The organism is Lysobacter korlensis (assembly GCF_042434515.1).
Genome location: NZ_JBHLTG010000009.1, coordinates 181859 through 197596 on the forward strand (window position 1 = coordinate 181859; position 15738 = coordinate 197596).

17 protein-coding genes are annotated in these 15738 nt (G+C 69.1%); 4 read left to right on the forward strand and 13 right to left on the reverse strand.

Annotated features, from left to right (window positions below; genetic code table 11):
- The first annotated feature begins 70 nt into the window (after window positions 1–70).
- Both ACFFGH_RS28710 and ACFFGH_RS28715 read left to right on the forward strand, forming a co-directional pair.
- Window positions 71–1171: a Gfo/Idh/MocA family protein gene (locus ACFFGH_RS28710; RefSeq protein WP_386675201.1), complete on the forward strand. Its 1101-nt coding sequence runs from the start codon at window positions 71–73 to the stop codon at window positions 1169–1171.
- Between the two features lie 8 nt (window positions 1172–1179).
- Complete coding sequence (locus tag ACFFGH_RS28715; RefSeq protein ID WP_386675204.1) at window positions 1180–1950, forward strand: metallophosphoesterase family protein; 771 nt, start codon at window positions 1180–1182, stop codon at window positions 1948–1950.
- A 50-nt stretch (window positions 1951–2000) separates the two neighbouring features.
- Here ACFFGH_RS28715 and ACFFGH_RS28720 read toward each other — a convergent pair whose 3' ends face one another.
- The gene (locus ACFFGH_RS28720; protein WP_386675207.1) at window positions 2001–2510 is read right to left on the reverse strand and encodes a DUF2243 domain-containing protein; all 510 of its coding nucleotides are present in this window, start codon (window positions 2508–2510) and stop codon (window positions 2001–2003) included.
- Between the two features lie 127 nt (window positions 2511–2637).
- On the opposite strand from ACFFGH_RS28720, the gene ACFFGH_RS28725 reads away from it, so the two are divergent.
- Window positions 2638–2853: a hypothetical protein gene (locus tag ACFFGH_RS28725; protein WP_386675210.1), complete on the forward strand. Its 216-nt coding sequence runs from the start codon at window positions 2638–2640 to the stop codon at window positions 2851–2853.
- Window positions 2854–2898: 45 nt separating this feature from the next.
- On the opposite strand, the gene ACFFGH_RS28730 is transcribed toward ACFFGH_RS28725, so the two are convergent.
- From ACFFGH_RS28730 to ACFFGH_RS28745, 4 genes are all read right to left on the reverse strand, one after another.
- Window positions 2899–3645, reverse strand: a complete 747-nt coding sequence (locus ACFFGH_RS28730) for an LLM class flavin-dependent oxidoreductase (protein ID WP_386675213.1) — start codon at window positions 3643–3645, stop codon at window positions 2899–2901.
- A 39-nt stretch (window positions 3646–3684) separates the two neighbouring features.
- Window positions 3685–5103 (reverse strand): RNA/DNA-binding domain-containing protein, encoded by a 1419-nt coding sequence (locus ACFFGH_RS28735; RefSeq protein ID WP_386675215.1) that lies wholly within the window; start codon window positions 5101–5103, stop codon window positions 3685–3687.
- 143 nt (window positions 5104–5246) lie between these two features.
- A complete protein-coding gene (locus ACFFGH_RS28740; RefSeq protein WP_446686181.1) occupies window positions 5247–6338 on the reverse strand; it encodes an LLM class flavin-dependent oxidoreductase in 1092 nt (363 codons plus the stop codon).
- Window positions 6257–6682, reverse strand: a complete 426-nt coding sequence (locus ACFFGH_RS28745) for a VOC family protein (protein ID WP_386675221.1) — start codon at window positions 6680–6682, stop codon at window positions 6257–6259. The genes ACFFGH_RS28740 and ACFFGH_RS28745 overlap by 82 nt, the downstream gene beginning before the upstream one ends.
- Window positions 6683–6763: 81 nt before the next feature.
- Between ACFFGH_RS28745 and ACFFGH_RS28750 the strand changes: the two genes are divergently transcribed.
- Window positions 6764–7576 (forward strand): EI24 domain-containing protein, encoded by an 813-nt coding sequence (locus tag ACFFGH_RS28750; RefSeq protein ID WP_386675224.1) that lies wholly within the window; start codon window positions 6764–6766, stop codon window positions 7574–7576.
- Between the two features lie 15 nt (window positions 7577–7591).
- On the opposite strand, the gene ACFFGH_RS28755 is transcribed toward ACFFGH_RS28750, so the two are convergent.
- The 8 genes from ACFFGH_RS28755 to ACFFGH_RS28790 form a co-directional block, all read right to left on the reverse strand.
- Window positions 7592–8086: a PxKF domain-containing protein gene (locus ACFFGH_RS28755; protein WP_386675226.1), complete on the reverse strand. Its 495-nt coding sequence runs from the start codon at window positions 8084–8086 to the stop codon at window positions 7592–7594.
- Window positions 8087–8120: 34 nt separating this feature from the next.
- The gene (locus tag ACFFGH_RS28760) at window positions 8121–8633 is read right to left on the reverse strand and encodes a PxKF domain-containing protein (protein ID WP_386675229.1); all 513 of its coding nucleotides are present in this window, start codon (window positions 8631–8633) and stop codon (window positions 8121–8123) included.
- 97 nt (window positions 8634–8730) lie between these two features.
- Window positions 8731–10251, reverse strand: coding sequence for an aldehyde dehydrogenase (NADP(+)) (locus ACFFGH_RS28765; protein WP_386675232.1), 1521 nt, complete (start codon window positions 10249–10251; stop codon window positions 8731–8733).
- A gap of 63 nt (window positions 10252–10314) precedes the next feature.
- Window positions 10315–11373, reverse strand: coding sequence for a LacI family DNA-binding transcriptional regulator (locus tag ACFFGH_RS28770; protein ID WP_386675235.1), 1059 nt, complete (start codon window positions 11371–11373; stop codon window positions 10315–10317).
- Window positions 11370–12548 carry a fumarylacetoacetate hydrolase family protein gene (locus tag ACFFGH_RS28775; protein WP_386675238.1) on the reverse strand — a complete coding sequence of 393 codons (1179 nt, stop codon included), beginning with the start codon at window positions 12546–12548 and terminating at the stop codon, window positions 11370–11372. The genes ACFFGH_RS28770 and ACFFGH_RS28775 overlap by 4 nt, the downstream gene beginning before the upstream one ends.
- 28 nt (window positions 12549–12576) lie before the next feature.
- The gene (locus ACFFGH_RS28780; RefSeq protein ID WP_386675240.1) at window positions 12577–13359 is read right to left on the reverse strand and encodes an enoyl-CoA hydratase/isomerase family protein; all 783 of its coding nucleotides are present in this window, start codon (window positions 13357–13359) and stop codon (window positions 12577–12579) included.
- Complete coding sequence (locus ACFFGH_RS28785; protein WP_386675243.1) at window positions 13356–14513, reverse strand: extracellular solute-binding protein; 1158 nt, start codon at window positions 14511–14513, stop codon at window positions 13356–13358. Before ACFFGH_RS28785 ends, ACFFGH_RS28780 begins: the two co-directional genes overlap by 4 nt.
- Window positions 14510–15727: a CaiB/BaiF CoA transferase family protein gene (locus ACFFGH_RS28790; RefSeq protein WP_386675246.1), complete on the reverse strand. Its 1218-nt coding sequence runs from the start codon at window positions 15725–15727 to the stop codon at window positions 14510–14512. The genes ACFFGH_RS28785 and ACFFGH_RS28790 overlap by 4 nt, the downstream gene beginning before the upstream one ends.
- Window positions 15728–15738: the final 11 nt, after the last annotated feature.

Below are 15738 nucleotides of genomic sequence, written 5' to 3' on the forward strand. Positions count from 1 at the left end.
GACACCCGGGCCGCTTCCCGCATCGACGGCGAAGATGAAAGGATCGTCGTCGCGATGGAAAGGGGCCACGTTGGCTGAGGCGGTACGGGTTGGGATCATCGGCGCCGGGAAGATCTCCGGACAGTACCTGAAGACGTTCGCGGCGTTGAACGGAGACGGCGTGCGGCTGGTCGCCGTCGCGGACCTGAACGAGAGCCGCGCCCGTCAGGTCGCAGAATCGGTGGAGGGCGTACGGGCGCTGACCGTGGACGGCCTGATCGCCGACCCCGACGTGGATGCGATCGTGAACCTCACGATCCCTGCCGCGCACGCCGAAGTGGCGCTCCGCGCGATCGCCGCCGGCAAACCGGTCTACACGGAGAAGCCGCTGGCGGCGACGGTCGCGGAGGCCGCCGCGGTGATGAAGGCGGCGGATGAGGCCGGCATCCCGCTCGGCTGCGCGCCAGACACGGTGCTCGGAACCGGCATCCAGACCGCTCGCCGGGCGCTCGACGACGGGCTGATCGGCACGCCGATCGCGGCGACCGCCACGATGGTGACCCCCGGCCACGAGCGGTGGCACCCCGACCCGGACTTCTACTACCTGCCGGGCGGTGGGCCGCTGCTCGACATGGGGCCGTACTACGTGACCTCGCTCGTGACGCTGCTGGGGCCCGTGAGCCGGGTGATCGGCGCCGCGAGCGCCCTGCGCACCGAGCGGACCATCCAGTCCGGACCGCGGGCAGGGCAGACGGTGCCGGTGTCGACACCCACCCACGTCACCGGCGTGCTGGTGCACGAATCGGGTGCCCTTTCGACCCTGCTGATGAGCTTCGACGCGGTGAACACCGCGGCGTCGCCCATCGAGGTGCATGGCACCGGCGGCACGCTGGCGGTGCCCGACCCGAACAACTCCCGCGGCGAGGTGCGTGTGTCGACCGAGGCGCACGGCGAGTGGCGGCCGCTGCCGACTTCGGCGGGGTACGAGCGCGCCGGACGCGGCTACGGGATCGCCGACATGGCCTGGGCCGCGGACGGGTCCGGCGTGGCCGAGTCCCGTGCGAGCGGCCGCCTCGGCTTCCACGTGCTCGAGATCATGGAGGGCGTGCTGAAAGCCGCCGAGACGGGCGGGTCCGTGGAGATCAGCAGCACCGTGGAGCGTCCCGAGCCGGTGCCGTTCAGCGACCGGTAGCCCGCCGGATGACCATCGTCACCCCGGATCCCGGGAACAGCTCCGTGCCGGACCGGATCGCGCTGATCTCCGATGTGCACGGCAACGTGACCGCGCTCACCGCGGTGCTCGACGACATCCGCCGACGTGGGATTCCCACGATCCTGAACCTCGGCGATGTGGCGGGCAAGGGGCCGCGCGGGTCGGAGTGCGTGCGTCTGACCCGTGAGCACTGCGCCGTGACCATCCGCGGCAACTGGGACGACTTCATGCCGAAGCCTGCGACTCGGCCCCGCCACCCAGCGGTGGAGTGGTGGCGGGAAGAGCTCACCAGCGACGATCGCGAGTGGCTGCTGGGGCTGCCGTTGTCGCATGACCTCACGCTGAGCGGACGACGAGTGCGCCTCGTGCACGCCTCCGCCGAGAGCGTCTACGTCCGCGTCTTCCCGCACCACTCGGAGCCGGAGTTCGCCGCGATGTTCGCGGCGACCGAGCTGACCGGTCCGGGGCCGACGCCGGATGTCGTGTGCTACGGCGACATCCACTACGCATACATCCGGCACCGGAACGGCCTGACGCTGCTCAACGCGGGAAGCGTCGGCAACTCGCTCGACGAGCCCACCGCCTCGTACGTGATCCTCGACGGCGAGCTCGGCTCCGCCGCGCCGGCGGCGTTCGGCGTGCAGTTCGTCCGGGTGCCGTACGACGTGGAGGCCGAGATCGCGGCCGCCACGGCGCTCGGGATGCCGGAGCTCGACGAGTACGCAGCGGAACTGCGGACCGCGGTCTACCAGCGCTGACGCGTCCGGGTGACCACGGCCCCTTCGACTAGCTCAGGGACCGGGGTCACTCAGGAACCGGGGTGGTGCGTCGACATCCTGTGCACCCCGTGCCGGTGCAGCAGCCAGCCTCCGGCGATCAGCAGCACGCCGAAGGCGAGGAACCCGATGTCCCACGCGAGCGGACCGCCGAGGTCGTCGCGCACGTGGTGCAGCTGCAGGAGCTGGTGATTGATCAGGCCCTCCACCACGTTGAAGATCCCCCAGCCGGCCACCACCAGGCCGAAGTGGAAGCTCCAGCTCGGTGCCAGGCGCCCTCGCCGCCAGGACACCAGCGTCAGGATCGAGGCGACCAGCACCAGCGCCCAGGTGGTGACGTGGAAGACGCCGTCGGCGAGCGTGTTGAGCTGCAGCGCGCCGAGGTCCGTGGGCTCCTCCACGTGGCTGACCATGTGATGCCACTGCAGGATCTGGTGCAGCACGATGCCGTCGACGAAGCCACCCAGTCCGAGCCCGTACAGGATCCCGGCGGCCTTCGACGGCGGAGCGGCCACACCCCTCGGCGACGCAGTGCTGGACATGCTCCCAAGTCAACCCGACCGGTGCTCCGGCGAGCGGAGCAGGCCGTGCTTTCCAAGCGCTCTCGCACGTCTGGCGCCCGCACGGCCGGGTGGCAGTGGCACCGGCACAGCGGCTACGGTCGTGATCATGCGCGACGCCGGGATACTGCTCATGGGTTTGGGTCTGGCCGCGCTGATAGCGGGACAGATCGGCAACCTGGTGCAAGGGCGACGGCAGGTCGTGTACGGCATCGAGGGCGAGCACCTCCGCCCGAAACCGAGGACGTTCCTTCTCGCCGGCGCACTCGCGGCGGTGGCATTGTTCCTGCTCGGCGGCGTGTTCGTGGGACTGTCGGCACTCTGACCCGCTCGCCCGGCGCGGAAGGGCCGCCGTGAGAGGGTCGGCCGCTCAGCCGAGCGCCGGCTTGATGTCCCGCACGATCGACTCGAGGATGCGGGCGTTGAAGTCGACCCCCAGCTGGTTCGGCACGGTGACCAGCACCGTGTCGGCGTCCCGCACGGCGGCATCCGTCGCCAGTTCCTCGGCGATCACGTCGGGCTCGCCGATGTAGCTCCGGCCGAACCGCGCCAGACCGCCGTCGAGGTAGCCGACCTGGTCCTTCGCGTCCGCCTGTGCCCGCAGGCCGAAGTAGTGGCGGGTCTCATCGTCGATGATCGGCAGGATGCTGCGGCTCACCGAGACGCGCGGCTCGCGCTCCCAGCCGGCTTCCTTCCACGCGTCGCGGAAGATCTGCAGCTGCTCGGCCTGGAGCTCGTCGAACGGCACGCCGGTGTCCTCGGTGAGGAGGGTCGAGCTCATCAGGTTCATGCCCTGCTCAGCCGTCCACTGCGCCGTCTTCCGTGTGCCGGACCCCCACCAGATGCGATCCGGCAGCCCGGGAGAGCGTGGCTCGACCGGGAGCAGGCCCGTTGTGCCGGTCATCTGCGGGTTCGCCGGGGCGACCCCGGCGCCCGCGATCGCAGCGCGGAAGATCTCGGTCTTCGTGCGGGCGTCGTCGGCGTCGGTGCTGCCCTCCCCGGGCACATACCCGAACGCCTCGTAGCCGTTCAGCGCGGTCTCCGGTGAACCGCGGCTGATGCCGAGCTGCAGCCGCCCGCCGCTGATCAGGTCGGCCGCGGCCGCCTCTTCCGCCATGTACAGCGGATTCTCGTAGCGTCGTTGTGAGCTACTTATCTAGACGGTATTGCTTGAGTCCGCGGCGGACTTCTTCAGGCGGTACTTGTAACCCCCTTTGAGCGTTCCGGGAACTTGCTCAATTACTCCTTGGTCCAGCAACTTCGCCAAGGTTCGCCGCATGGTGGTCTCGCTAGCAATGTTCGTCAAACCACGTGCCTCGCGGTTGGTGATCGTTTCGTGGGTGGCGAGGTGGTCCAGCACGATAGTCGCCGGGCTGTCGAGAGGCTCGTGTTTGATGTAGACGAGTACGCCTACGTCGGTTTCAACGACTTGAGGCGCCGCGAGCCGCATCGCCTTCATTGCCTCGAATGCAGCCAGCAGTCCTTCGCCAACGTTCTTGTTCGGTGCATCCGCGAATTTATGCAACATTCGCTCGATGATCTCGTTTCGCGAGAATCGGGCGCCTGGCAAATTGCGTGGCGTGACATGGCCGGGTAGGCGACCCGGGCTCTCAACTTCCACGCGGTCGTCGAATATCCGTACGTGGATGTTGTCAGCGATCGAATAGTCGCGGTGAATCACCGCATTGGTAATGATCTCGTGCAAGGTGACAGGGGGATAGGCAACGTCATTCAAGTTCGACCCCTTGACGGATTCAATCAGCTCAGTCGTCTTGGCCACTGCCTGTTGAATCTGCTTTATTGCTGAGCCCTCGACTGTCCAAGTCTTGCCGTCAACTAGATCCTCGCGCCTCCCCACCTGGTCGCGCGAGGCATAGCGGTAGACCATAATGGATGCCTTCGGAAGCACGACTTGTGGTTCGTCCGCGAACAAGACAACCGCTGCAACAGTGGGACGGTCGGCCACAATCATGAGCTGTGAGCGGAGCCATGGCTCCGGTTCAGAAAACGTGAGCGCGTCGATGACAAACTCGGTGATCTGAAGCGAATCCGTCACCATTGGAAGTGGCGCTTTCGTCGTAGCGTCCTCGTACGACGAGATGCCCTTCTGCATCTTGAGGTTGTCGAGTTCTGCTGCGGTGACGACCTGCTTCACGCTCGCGGCGCCACGCACATACGTAGCTCCAGAGGCCGTGGTGCAGATCTCCCGGGTTTTCGCGATTGTGACGCGAATCAAGTACCCGGGAAATCCATCGGCTGCAAGTGTGTCGTACTGGAAGGTGTCAGACTCCGGGTACGGCCCTATCAGGACGTGTATGTGCGCGTTGGCATCCTCAATGCGCGAGAATCCGTCCCATTCGAACTTCCCCGGTTTGACTTCGTTTGCGCCGACGATAATCTCACCGCCGGACGAGTTGCCGAAAGCCGAGACAAGCTTCTCAAGGCTCGCGGGTTTGATGTCCTTCGATTTGAAGTCAACATAGTGATCTTCAGAGCGGTTGAGGAGCGATCGAGCCTCGGTTTCCTTGATCCGCAGGTGGCGCATAGCTCCCTCTCTCGGCGCCCGTTCTGCCATGCCGGTCGATCCGTTGCACTCAGGCTATCGCGGGCCTGGAAAGCGGCGGTGGAGGAGGAGCCGCCTGGCGCTTTGAGTCCGTGACGAAGTCTTCGGCGAGTCATGCGCTCCTGTCATGCAGGGAAAGCTCCGAGAACTCTCATTCATCCAAGCGATGGGGCGACGTCCCTGACGATGGACTGCAGGAGCCGGGCGTTGAAGTCGACGCCAAGCTGGTTCGGCACGGTCACAAGTAGGGTGTCGGTCGCCCGCACGGCGGCGTCATTCGCCAGCTCCGCCGCGATCTGATCCGGCTCGCCAATATAGCTGCGCCCGAACCGAGCGAGCCCGCCGTCGAGGTGGCCAACCTGGTCCTTCGCGTCCGCCTGCGCTCGCAGGCCAAAGTAGTGCCGAGTCTCGTCGTCGATGATCGGCAAGATGCTTCGACTGACGGAAACTCGCGGCTCACGGGACCAGCCCGCGTCAGCCCACGCCTGCCGAAACAAGGTGATCTGCTCCGCCTGCAACTGATCGAACGGCACCCCGGTGTCCTCGGTGAGAAGCGTAGAACTCATCAAGTTCATCCCTTGTTCCGCCGCCCAAACCGCCGTGGCTCGGGTCCCAGCGCCCCACCAGATTCGGTCCGCCAGCCCAGGCGAGCGCGGCTCAACGGGAAGCAAACCGCTGGTGCCCGTCATCGCCGGATTCGCCGGTGCCACGCCAGCGCCTGCAAGCGCACTGCGAAATATGTCCGTGTGCCGACGAGCCATATCCGCGTCTGTCTCGCCGTCACTCGGAACGTACCCAAAGGTCTTGTATCCCTCTAGTGCAGTTTCAGGTGAACCGCGACTGATCCCGAGCTGCAATCGGCCCCCGCTGATGAGGTCCGCCGCCGACGCTTCTTCGACAGCGTGAAGCGGATTCTCGTAGCGCATGTCGATGACACCGGTGCCGATCTCGATCCGGTTCGTGCGGGCCCCGATGGCAGCCAGCAGCGGGAACGGGGACGCCAGCTGCCGCGCGAAGTGGTGCACCCGCACGAAGGCGCCGTCGGCGCCGATCTCCTCCGCCGCGACCGCAAGCTCGATCGTCTGCAGCAGCGCGTCCGCGCCCGTGCGGACGACGGATCCCGGGACGGCCTGCCAGTGCCCGAAGGAGAGGAACCCGATCCGCTTCACTCGCGACCCTCGAGCTCCTGGAAGATCGTGATCTGCGTTCCAGCAGGCGCCGCGAGCCGCGCGTTGATCGACCGCCATGGGGTCTCGCGCGGACTGGCGAGGAGCTCCGCGCCGCCCTCGACGAGCCGGTCGGTGACCGACTGGGAGTCGTCGACCTCGAAGGCGAGACGGAACTTCGGGCTCTGCACGCCGTCCGTCTCGACCCCGTCGATCATCCGGACCTGGGCAGGGTTCGAGAGCTCGAGCGTCGCGCGGCCGGCATCCAGGATCGCGACCTTCGCGCCCCCATCGCCGGCGTAGGACTCCTCCTCGCGAAGCCCGAGCACGTCACGGAAGAAGATCAGCGCCTCCTCATAGTCCTCGGCCTCGACGACGATGCGCAGCTGGCGGACTCCTCGGCCCGCGGGAGTGTTCTCGGTCATGGCCGTAGCCTACGGCCGGCGGTCGGAGGGCGCTCGGCGAAGTCCTCGGGTGCTTCCCAGGGCCTGCTCTACGCTGATCGGGTGCAGGCGAACGTGCGGTTGCAGGAGGCGGTGACCGCCGCTGCCCGGTCGGGGACGGTCCGGCAGTTCGTCGCCGGAGTGCGATTGCTCGGCCGAGGACTCGGGATGTGGGCGACCACATCGAGGCTGATGCTGCTCGGCGCGATCCCGGCGTTCATCGTCGCCATCCTGTACGCGGTGCTGCTGATCCTCTTCTTCACCCAGCTCGACTTCCTCGCCACCTGGATCACGCCGTTCGCCGAGAACTGGGACACCACGTGGCGGACGGCGGTCCGGCTCGTCGCCGGCGCAGCCCTCCTCGCGCTTGCCGTGCTGCTGGTGATCTTCACCTTCACCGCCATCACCCTCGCCGTCGGAGACCCGTTCTACGAGCGGATCTGGCGCGAGGTCGAGCAGCGGCTCGGGAACCCGCCGCCGGAGTCGGATGAGCCGTTCTGGCGCAGCATCCCGCGCGGCATCGGCAACGGGCTGCGCCTGCTGCTGCTCACCGCCGTGGTGGGCCTCCCGCTGTTCCTGCTCGCCTTCGTGCCGGTGGTGGGTCAGATCGTCGCCCCGGTGCTGGGCGTGCTGTTCGGCGGATGGCTGCTGGCGGTGGAGCTCACCGGATTCGCGTTCGACTCTCGGCGGATCTCGCTCCGGGACCGTCGGAGGGCGCTCGCGGTGCGACGGCCGACCGCGCTGGGCTTCGGTGTCGCCACCTACCTGCTGTTCCTGATCCCGTTCGGCGCGGTGCTCGTCATGCCGGCCGCCGTGGCCGGCGCGACCCTGCTCGCGAGGAGCGCCCTCGATCCGCAGCCACCGACGCCGTCCTGAACCGGCGCCGACCGGTCAGGGGACGATCACGTTGTCGGACTCGCCGAAGTACACCATCACCGGATGGACGGTTCCGTCGTCCAGTTCGAGGTGGAGCTGGCGACACGTGCCGATCCAGACCTCCGCGCGCGGCCACCAGAACGTGTAGGTGTCGGTGAGCCAGTCGTACGTCAGCACCCCCTTCGACGGGGCCGATGGCGGCGACGCGACCGTTCTCGGCGACTGGCTTTCGCAGTCGACCGCGATCGAGATCGGCGCGTGCGGGGTGAGCACGCCGAGCCCTCGGTAGCCGCCCACCCTGAACTCGACGGGGACCACGTTCCCCGCCTCCTGGCGGGTCGGCGCGGTGCCCCGCCACGCGGCACGCGGAACGAGGCTGAACGGCCAGGGTGACTCGGCCTCCACCTCCGCCACGGCGGCCGGGGGCAGCAGCGTCAACGGGGCGACCGCGATCGTGACGAGCGCCAGGACGAACCCGGCCCGCCGCACCTTCCTCAGCCGCTTCCTCACCGCCCGCTGCATGGTCCCGCGCCCCGTTCCGGTCTCACCTCGGCAGCGGCGCCTGCGCGACGACCCCGAACGGCTCGCCGAACCACACCAGCACGTCGTGCGCGCTGCCGTCGGCGAACTGCAGGCGCAAGCGCTGGCAGGTGTCCGCCCAGGTTGCGGAGGTGACCCAGTGGAAGGTGTACACGTCCCGCTTCGCGTCATAGTCGAGGGCGCCGCGCGCCGTCGGGTCGAACACCGCGTTCTCGCGCATGGCCGTCCTGCTGGCGCAGCCGATCTCCACGGAGACCGGTGCGCCCGGCACGAAGATGTCGGACCCCCGGTAGCTGCCGAGGCTGAACCGGATGACGGCCACGTCGCCCGGCTGCACGGTCGAGAGTCCCGCCCGCACCCGAGCGGACTCGGCGATCCTGGTGTACGGCCAGAACGGGCCGTCGGCGGTCGCATCCGCTCGCGGCAGCAGCGTGAGCGAGCCGGCAGCCAGCACCGCGACCCCGACCGCGACGAGCGCGCGGCGGAGCGCTGAGCGTGAACGCGAAGTCGACTCCATCGGCGGATTCTCCCGGCAGGGACGTGCTCAGAGTACGCCTCGGAGACGGTGCTGGGAACGGCCGTTCGGCCGCCGATCCGCGCGTTCAGGCGCGCGGTCAGGCGTCCGCAGACTCCCCGGCGAGCTGCAGCACCCCGTCGACGCGACGCGGCACCGCGGTGTAGCCGTCGCGCAGCTCCTCCGGCAGCAGCGCCTCCGGCGCGTCCTGCCAGACGAACGGCCGCAGGAACCGCCGGACCGCGGTGACGCCGACCGAGGTGTGCTGGCTGTTCGTCGCCGGCCAAGGACCGCCGTGGTGCTGCGCCCAGCTGACGCGCACGCCGGTCGGGTATCCGTTGAACACGAGCCGCCCGGCGCGGTCCTTCACCCGCTCGGCCAGGTGCGACACGGCTTCCGCCTCCTGGTCCTCGCTGTGGATCGTCGCCGTCAGCGACTTCGGGATGTGCCCGAGCCCCTCTTCGACCTCGCCGAGGTCGTCGTAGTACGCCACCACGATAAGCGGCCCGAACGCCTCCTCGGTGACCTCCGGCGTCATGCGATCCGCGTCGATGGTCAGCACGCTCGGCGCCACGCCGATCCCGGCGCCGTCGCTCACGCCGGTGGCGACGATCTCGGCCTTGCCCTCGTCCACGAGCCGCTGACGGATCAGCCCGAAGGAGTTCGTGATCCGGCCGTTCAGCAGCGGCACGGCCTTCGCCTCGCGCACCTGCTGCGCGATCTTCTCCACGATCTGATGCCCGTGCTCGCTCTTCGGCACGAATGCGACCCCGGGCTTCGTGCACAACTGACCGGCCGATCCGGTGAACGAGGCGAACAGGCCCTGCGCGATCTCGTCGGGGCGTGCGTTCGCCGCGCCCTCGGTGATGATGAGCGGGTTGAGGCTGCTGAGCTCGCCGTAGAACGGGATGGGCTCGTCGCGGTTGTTGATGATGTCGAGCAGCGCCTGCCCGCCCGACAGTGAGCCGGTGAACCCGACCGCCTTGATGCGGGGATCCGCGACGAGCGCCGCACCGGCCTTCGTGCCGTAGACGATGCCGAGCGTGCCGGCGGGTGCGCCGTACTGCTCGGCCGCGCCGGACAGCGCCTCGAAGCTGCGCTTCGACGTCAGGGGGTGTGAGCTGTGCGCCTTGAGGAGAACGGGGCAGCCGGCGGCGAGTGCGGATGCGGTGTCGCCGCCGGCGACGGAGAACGCGAACGGGAAGTTGCTGGCCCCGAACACGCCGACCGGGCCGATCGGGAGCAGCATGCGGCGCACATCCGGCACCGGTCCCATGGGGCTGGTGCCGGCGTGGTCGATGGTGGCCTCGAGGTAGCCGCCCTCGCGGAGGGCGTCGGCGAACATCCGGAACTGGAACACCGATCGGGTGAGCTCGCCGTTCAGCCGGACCGGGCCGAGTCCGGTCTCGGCGTCCGCCGTCTCGACGAGCGCCTCCCGGTCGTCCTCGAGCGCCTGCGCCAGAGCGTCGAGCAGGCCGGCGCGCCAGACCCGCCCGTTCGCGGCGAGCGTCGGGAAGGCGGCGTCGGCCGCCTGCGCCAGCTCTGCGACCTGCTCGGGCGCGGTGGCCGCGATGTCGGTGTCGATGGTGTCCCCGGTGCGGGGGTTGGTCGTGGTGATCACGTTCGGTCTCGATTCGTTTCGGGATGTCGGCCGCCGCACGTGGCGGCCGGAGTTGTGCAGCGGTCAGGCGCTGTCGCGCGGGATGACGGAGAATCCGAGGTCCACCTGCTCGGCTCCGGAGACGGCGCCGCTCATCCGGTCGAGCAGGAGGCGTCCCGCGCGGGAGCCGATCTCCTCGTTCGGCAGCGCCACGGTGGTGAGCGTCGGCACGAGGTGCCGCGCCACCTCGAAGTCGCCGAAGCCGATGATCGCGAGGTCGTCGGGCACCGCGATGCCGCGCCTCGCGCAGGCGAGCAGCGCACCGGTGGCGAAGACGTCGCTCGCGAACATCAGCACGTCGGTCTCCGGATGCTCCGCGAGGGTCCGGTCGAGGAGCTCCACGCCCGTCTCCATGTCGATGACGTTCGTGCCGGAGTCGACCACCCGGATCGGCTCGCCGGGCAGCAGCCGGCGGACATTCTGGTTGAAGCTCGCCTGCCGGTCGACGGCGCGGGAGTCGCCCGACTGGAACGACCCGGCGAAGGTCGGGTGCCGGTAGCCCTTGCCGACGGCGTACTCGAGCACGGCGTTGATGGCGTTCCAGTTCGAGAAGCCGACGAGGTTGTCGATCGGGGTCTCGGTCCAGTTCCACGCCTCCACCACCGGAATGCCCGAGTTCTTCAGCAGCAGCGTCGCGCCCGGCGTGTGATTGGTGCCGACGATGAAGATCCCGTCGGGCCGCCGCCCCATGAAGGCGCGGATCAGCTCCTCCTCATGCTCCGGGCTGTAGTCCGTCGCGCCGATGAACAGCTGGTAGCCCTGCGGAGCCAGCACCTGATCGAGGCCGTGCAGGGCGTCGGCGAAGACGGAGGCGGAGATGGTCGGGATGATCGCGGCGACGGTGCGGCTGCGGTTGGACGCGAGGTTGCTGGCGGCGAGGTTGGGCACGTAGCCCGTGGTGGCGATCGCCCACTTCACCCGCTCGAGCGTCGCCCTGGACACCAGCTGCGGGTTCCGGATCGTGCGGGACACCGTCTGCGGCGACACGTTCGCGAGGCTGGCGACATCCGTGAGGGTCACCGAGTTGGTGGCCCGCCGGGTGGTCGCCGCGGGGGTGTCCGGACGTGCGGGCGAGTCGGTCACAGCAGGCTCCGCGCCGCCAGATTCCGCATCAGGTCCGCCACTCCGAATCGCCACGGCTCGCACCTCTCGCTCGTTTGCACCCGGTTCACCAGGGTACCGAGCAGCGGAGCGGCGATCTTGACCACGTCGCCGACGTGGTGGGTGAAGCCCTGGCCTGGGGCTTCCCGGTCCACGATCGGGGCGAACAGCGTGCCGAGGTAGAGCACGAACCCGTCGGGGTACTGGTGCTGCGGGCCGACGACCTGCGCGACGAGGTCCTCCGGGTCGCGGCTGATCTCGCTGAGCGGCGATGTCGCCGAGAGCGTGAAGCCGTCCTCCCCGTGCACCTCGAGCGTCACCGTGGTCGAGCGGACGTCGTCGAGCGTGAACGTGTCGTCGAAGAGCCGCAGGAACGGGCCGATCGAGGCGGATGCGTTGTTGTCCTTCGCCTTGCCCAGCAGCAGGGCGGAACGGCCTTCGACGTCGCGGAGGTTCACGTCGTTGCCGAGCGCGGCGCCGACGATCCGCCCCTGCGAGCTCACGGAGAGCACCACCTCGGGCTCGGGGTTGTTCCAGCTGGACTTGGAGTGCACGCCAACCTCGACCGCGGTGCCCACGGATGCCAGCGTCGGCGCCTTGGTGAACACCTCGGCGTCGGGTCCGATGCCGACCTCGAGGTACTGACTCCAGATGCCCTGCTCGATCAGCGCTGCCTTCAGCTTCATCGCCTCGGGCGAGCCCGGCTTGAGCGCGCGCAGGTCCCCGATCTCGCGGACGATCGCGCCGCGCACAGCCTCCGCCGCGGCGAGGTCCCCCCTGGCGCGCTCCTCGATCACCCGCTCGATCATCGAGACGGGGAAGGTCACGCCTGCGGCTTTGATCACCTGCAGGTCCACGGGCGACAGCAGCCACGGCCGGGAGGTGTCGCGGAGCTCCGGCGGGGTGTTGTCGAGCAGCTCGCCCAGGTCGCCGAGCCGCTCCCCGGCGGCGGCGCGCAGGGCGGCGGCCGGGTCGTCGGTCTCGACGAGGTCGCGGACCGTCGGGTACGACGGCGACACATCGAACACGCCGTCCTCCCGGATGGCGACGACCGATGGACCGCCTGCCGCCGGGTTCCACACCCTCCCCGCCAGCGTTCCGGCGAAGCCGTCCTCAGGAAGGGCGGCGGCGACGCCGCCGGTCCAGCTCTCGGTCATGTCGTGTCTTCCGTTCTCCGGTCGTGGTTCAGCGGCGGGAAAAGATGCCCTGGCGCTTCTCGGCGAAGGCGGCTCGGCCTTCCCGCGCATCCTCAGTGGCGAAGCAGATGGTCTGAAGGTCCCGTTCGTATGCGATCGCCTGCTCCTGCGGCAGGTTGAACGCGGCGTGCAGGTTCGCCTTCGCGGTCTCGGCCGCGATCGGCGGCCGGGAGGCGATGACGGCAGCGAGCTCGCGGGCACGGTCGAGGAGCGCGCCGGCCTCGACGACCTCGCTGACGAGACCCCACGACAGCGCCTTCTCCGCATCGATCGGGTCGCCGGTCATCAGCATCAGCGCCGCGTTGCTCGCCCCGACGGACTGGGCGAGGAATGTCGTCATCCCGCCGCCGCCGATCCAGCCGAGCTTGATCTCCGGGGCCGCGAAGGTCGCGGTCGCCGACGCGAGCCGGATGTCGCAGCTGAGCGCCGTCTCCAGTCCACCGCCGAACGCATAGCCGTTCACCGCCGCGATGACGGGCTTGCGGAGTGCCCGGATCGCGTCGCAGTAGTCGGCGCGGTTGCGGAAGTCCCACGGGGTCGCGTACTTGTCGAGCCCGCGGATGTCGGAGCCGGCGCAGAATGCCCGCTCCCCCGCCCCAGTGAGCACGACGCTCCGCACGCTGTCGTCGCCGTTCGCCCATTCGGCGGCGAGCACCAGTGCGTCCGCCATCTCCTGCGTGACGGAGTTGAGCTTCTCGGGGCGGTTGATGGTGATCGTCGCCACGAAGTCGGCGACCTCGAGGCGAACGTTCTCGGTGGGCAGGTCGATCATCGACGGGACCTTTCGGTGGGGAGACTCCGGGCGTGCAGGCGGTTCAGGTCGGCGACGGTGGCGCCTGGGGACCGCCGCTCGGCGAAGGATTCACGCAGCAGCGCGGACGCCTCGCTCTGGAAGCGGATGTAGCCGGAATAGCGGGGTCGCACATAGGCGTCCTCGATGGTGTCGAGGGTCGCGGTGTAGAAGTTCCGGGAGGCCCGGTTCACCTCAGGGTCCAGCCAGGCGGAGCGGGCGCTCGGCTGCCCGGCGTGCTGCGGGATGAAGCCACGCTGCGCATCCGCCGAGAGCAGCCAGCGCAGATGATCGAGCAGCTCGGGGGTGGGCGTGCAGCGGGCGGTGATCGCGATGCCGGTTCCGCCGATCGTTGAGCCGCGACGCCCGCCGGCCAGCTGCCGGGGCGCGTCGCCGAACGTCAGCGCACTCCCGGACTCGGGCGTGGAGTAGTTGACGTAGCCGTAGATGAGGGGGCAGTAGTCGATGCGGTCGCCCTCGGCCATCGCCTCGAGCATGGCGATCGGGTTCATGGTCTCGGTGCCGGACGGAGCCCTGTGGGCGAGCTCGGCCATCAGCTCGAACACCCGGCTGCCGGTCGCGGCGGGAACGAGGTCGCCGGACTCCGCGCCGCTGGACGCCCCGCTGTCCGGCTCCGCACCGAACGCGACGGCGATCGAACAGAAGGTCAGGAAGGCGTGCGGACCCGCGACGCTGAGGGCCACCCGCCGGTCTCTGGAGAGCGCCAGCACGTCGTCCCACGTGTCGGGCGTCTCGGGCAGGACGTCGGCACGACGCACCGCCACCTGCGTCGCGGCGTCGAGCGGCAGCGCCCACAGGCGGTCCGCCATCCGGTATGACTCCAGGCTGGGCCCCACGCTGTCCGCCGCCAGGCGGGTGAGCTCCGCGTCCTCCAGCAGCGCATCGACCGGCTGCAGCGCACCGGTCTCCAGCGCCTCACCCAGGTGCGGGTGGTCGAGCACGATCAGGTCGTAGCGCTCCGCGAGCTCGGCGATGGGCGCCGACTCGAAGCCTTCCAGCGAGTGCACATCCCACTCGATCGAGAGCCCCGGAGCGGCGACCTCGGCGGCCGCCGCGCGCAGCGCTTCGCGACCGCGCGGATGGTCCCAGGTGAGGCCTCGGTAACCCGGCATCATGCAGGGGCCGGAGCCTGCGACTCCGCCACGGCTCCGGCCGCGAACAGCTCGTCGACCTTCTGCGCCGGGATGCCGCTCTCGAGCAGCACCTCGCGGGTGTGCTCACCGGCGAGGGGTGCGCCGCGGTAGACCTGCGGCGGCGTCTTCGAGAACTTGTAGGAGAATCCGGGCGTCTTGACCCGACCCTCGGTGGGGTGGTCGTATTCGACGAAGGTGCCGTTGTGCGCGATCTGCGGGTCGTGAACCAGGTCTTCGTAGCTGTACACCGGGCCCGCCCAGATGCCGGTGCCCTCGAACACCTCGAGCCAGTGCGCGGTGGTCTCGGTCTCGAGCCGGGCCTGCGTCTTGCGGAAGACCTCGTCGCGGTGCGACCAGCCGTGCTCCTCCGCCGACATCGTGAGGAAGCTCTCCTCGCCGATCAGCCGGCCGAACTCCGGCAGCTGCGGGAAGGCGATGGCGAGAAAGCTGTCCTTCGTGCGGAACGTGCCGTAGGGCGCGCGGATGTAGACGTGCGCGTGCGGCTCATCGCTGCGCTGCTGCGGCACGCCGCCCACCGTGTAGACGGAGAGCTCCTGCATCTGCAGCGCCGTGATGGAGTCGAGCATGTTGACGGTGACGAGCTGACCCTCGCCCGTGCGCTCACGGTGCAGCAGTGCGGCGAGCACACCCTCGAATGCGGTGGAGGCGGTGACGGCGTCGACGATGTACTGCCCGGCGGGCGTCGGCGGCTCCCCCTCACGACCGGTGGAGCGCATCGCGCCGGACATCGCCTGCAGCAGCAGGTCCTGCCCCGGCCGGTCCTTGTACGGGCCGTCCTCGCCGTAGCCGGAGATGGAGACGTAGACGATCTGCGGGTTGATCTGCTTGAGCGACTCGTAGTCGACGCCCAGCCGGGCCGCGACGCCCGGCCGGTAGTTCTGCAGGAAGACATCCGCGGTCTTCACCAGCTCGCGCAGCACGTCCGCACCCCCCGGCGACTTCAGGTCAACGGCGACCGAGCGCTTGTTGCGGTTCAGGGAGAGGAATGAGACGTTGATCTGGTTGCCCGACGCCCCGCCGGCCGCGGCGTGCCGCTGCCACTCACCGGTGGTGGGCTCGACTTTGATCACGTCGGCCCCGAGGTCCCCCAGCCGCTGCGCGGCGAAGGGTCCCGCCATGGCGATGGAGCAGTCGAGCACTCGGTAGCCCGACAGCACGCCGTTGTTGTTCCTCATGGCAATTCCCC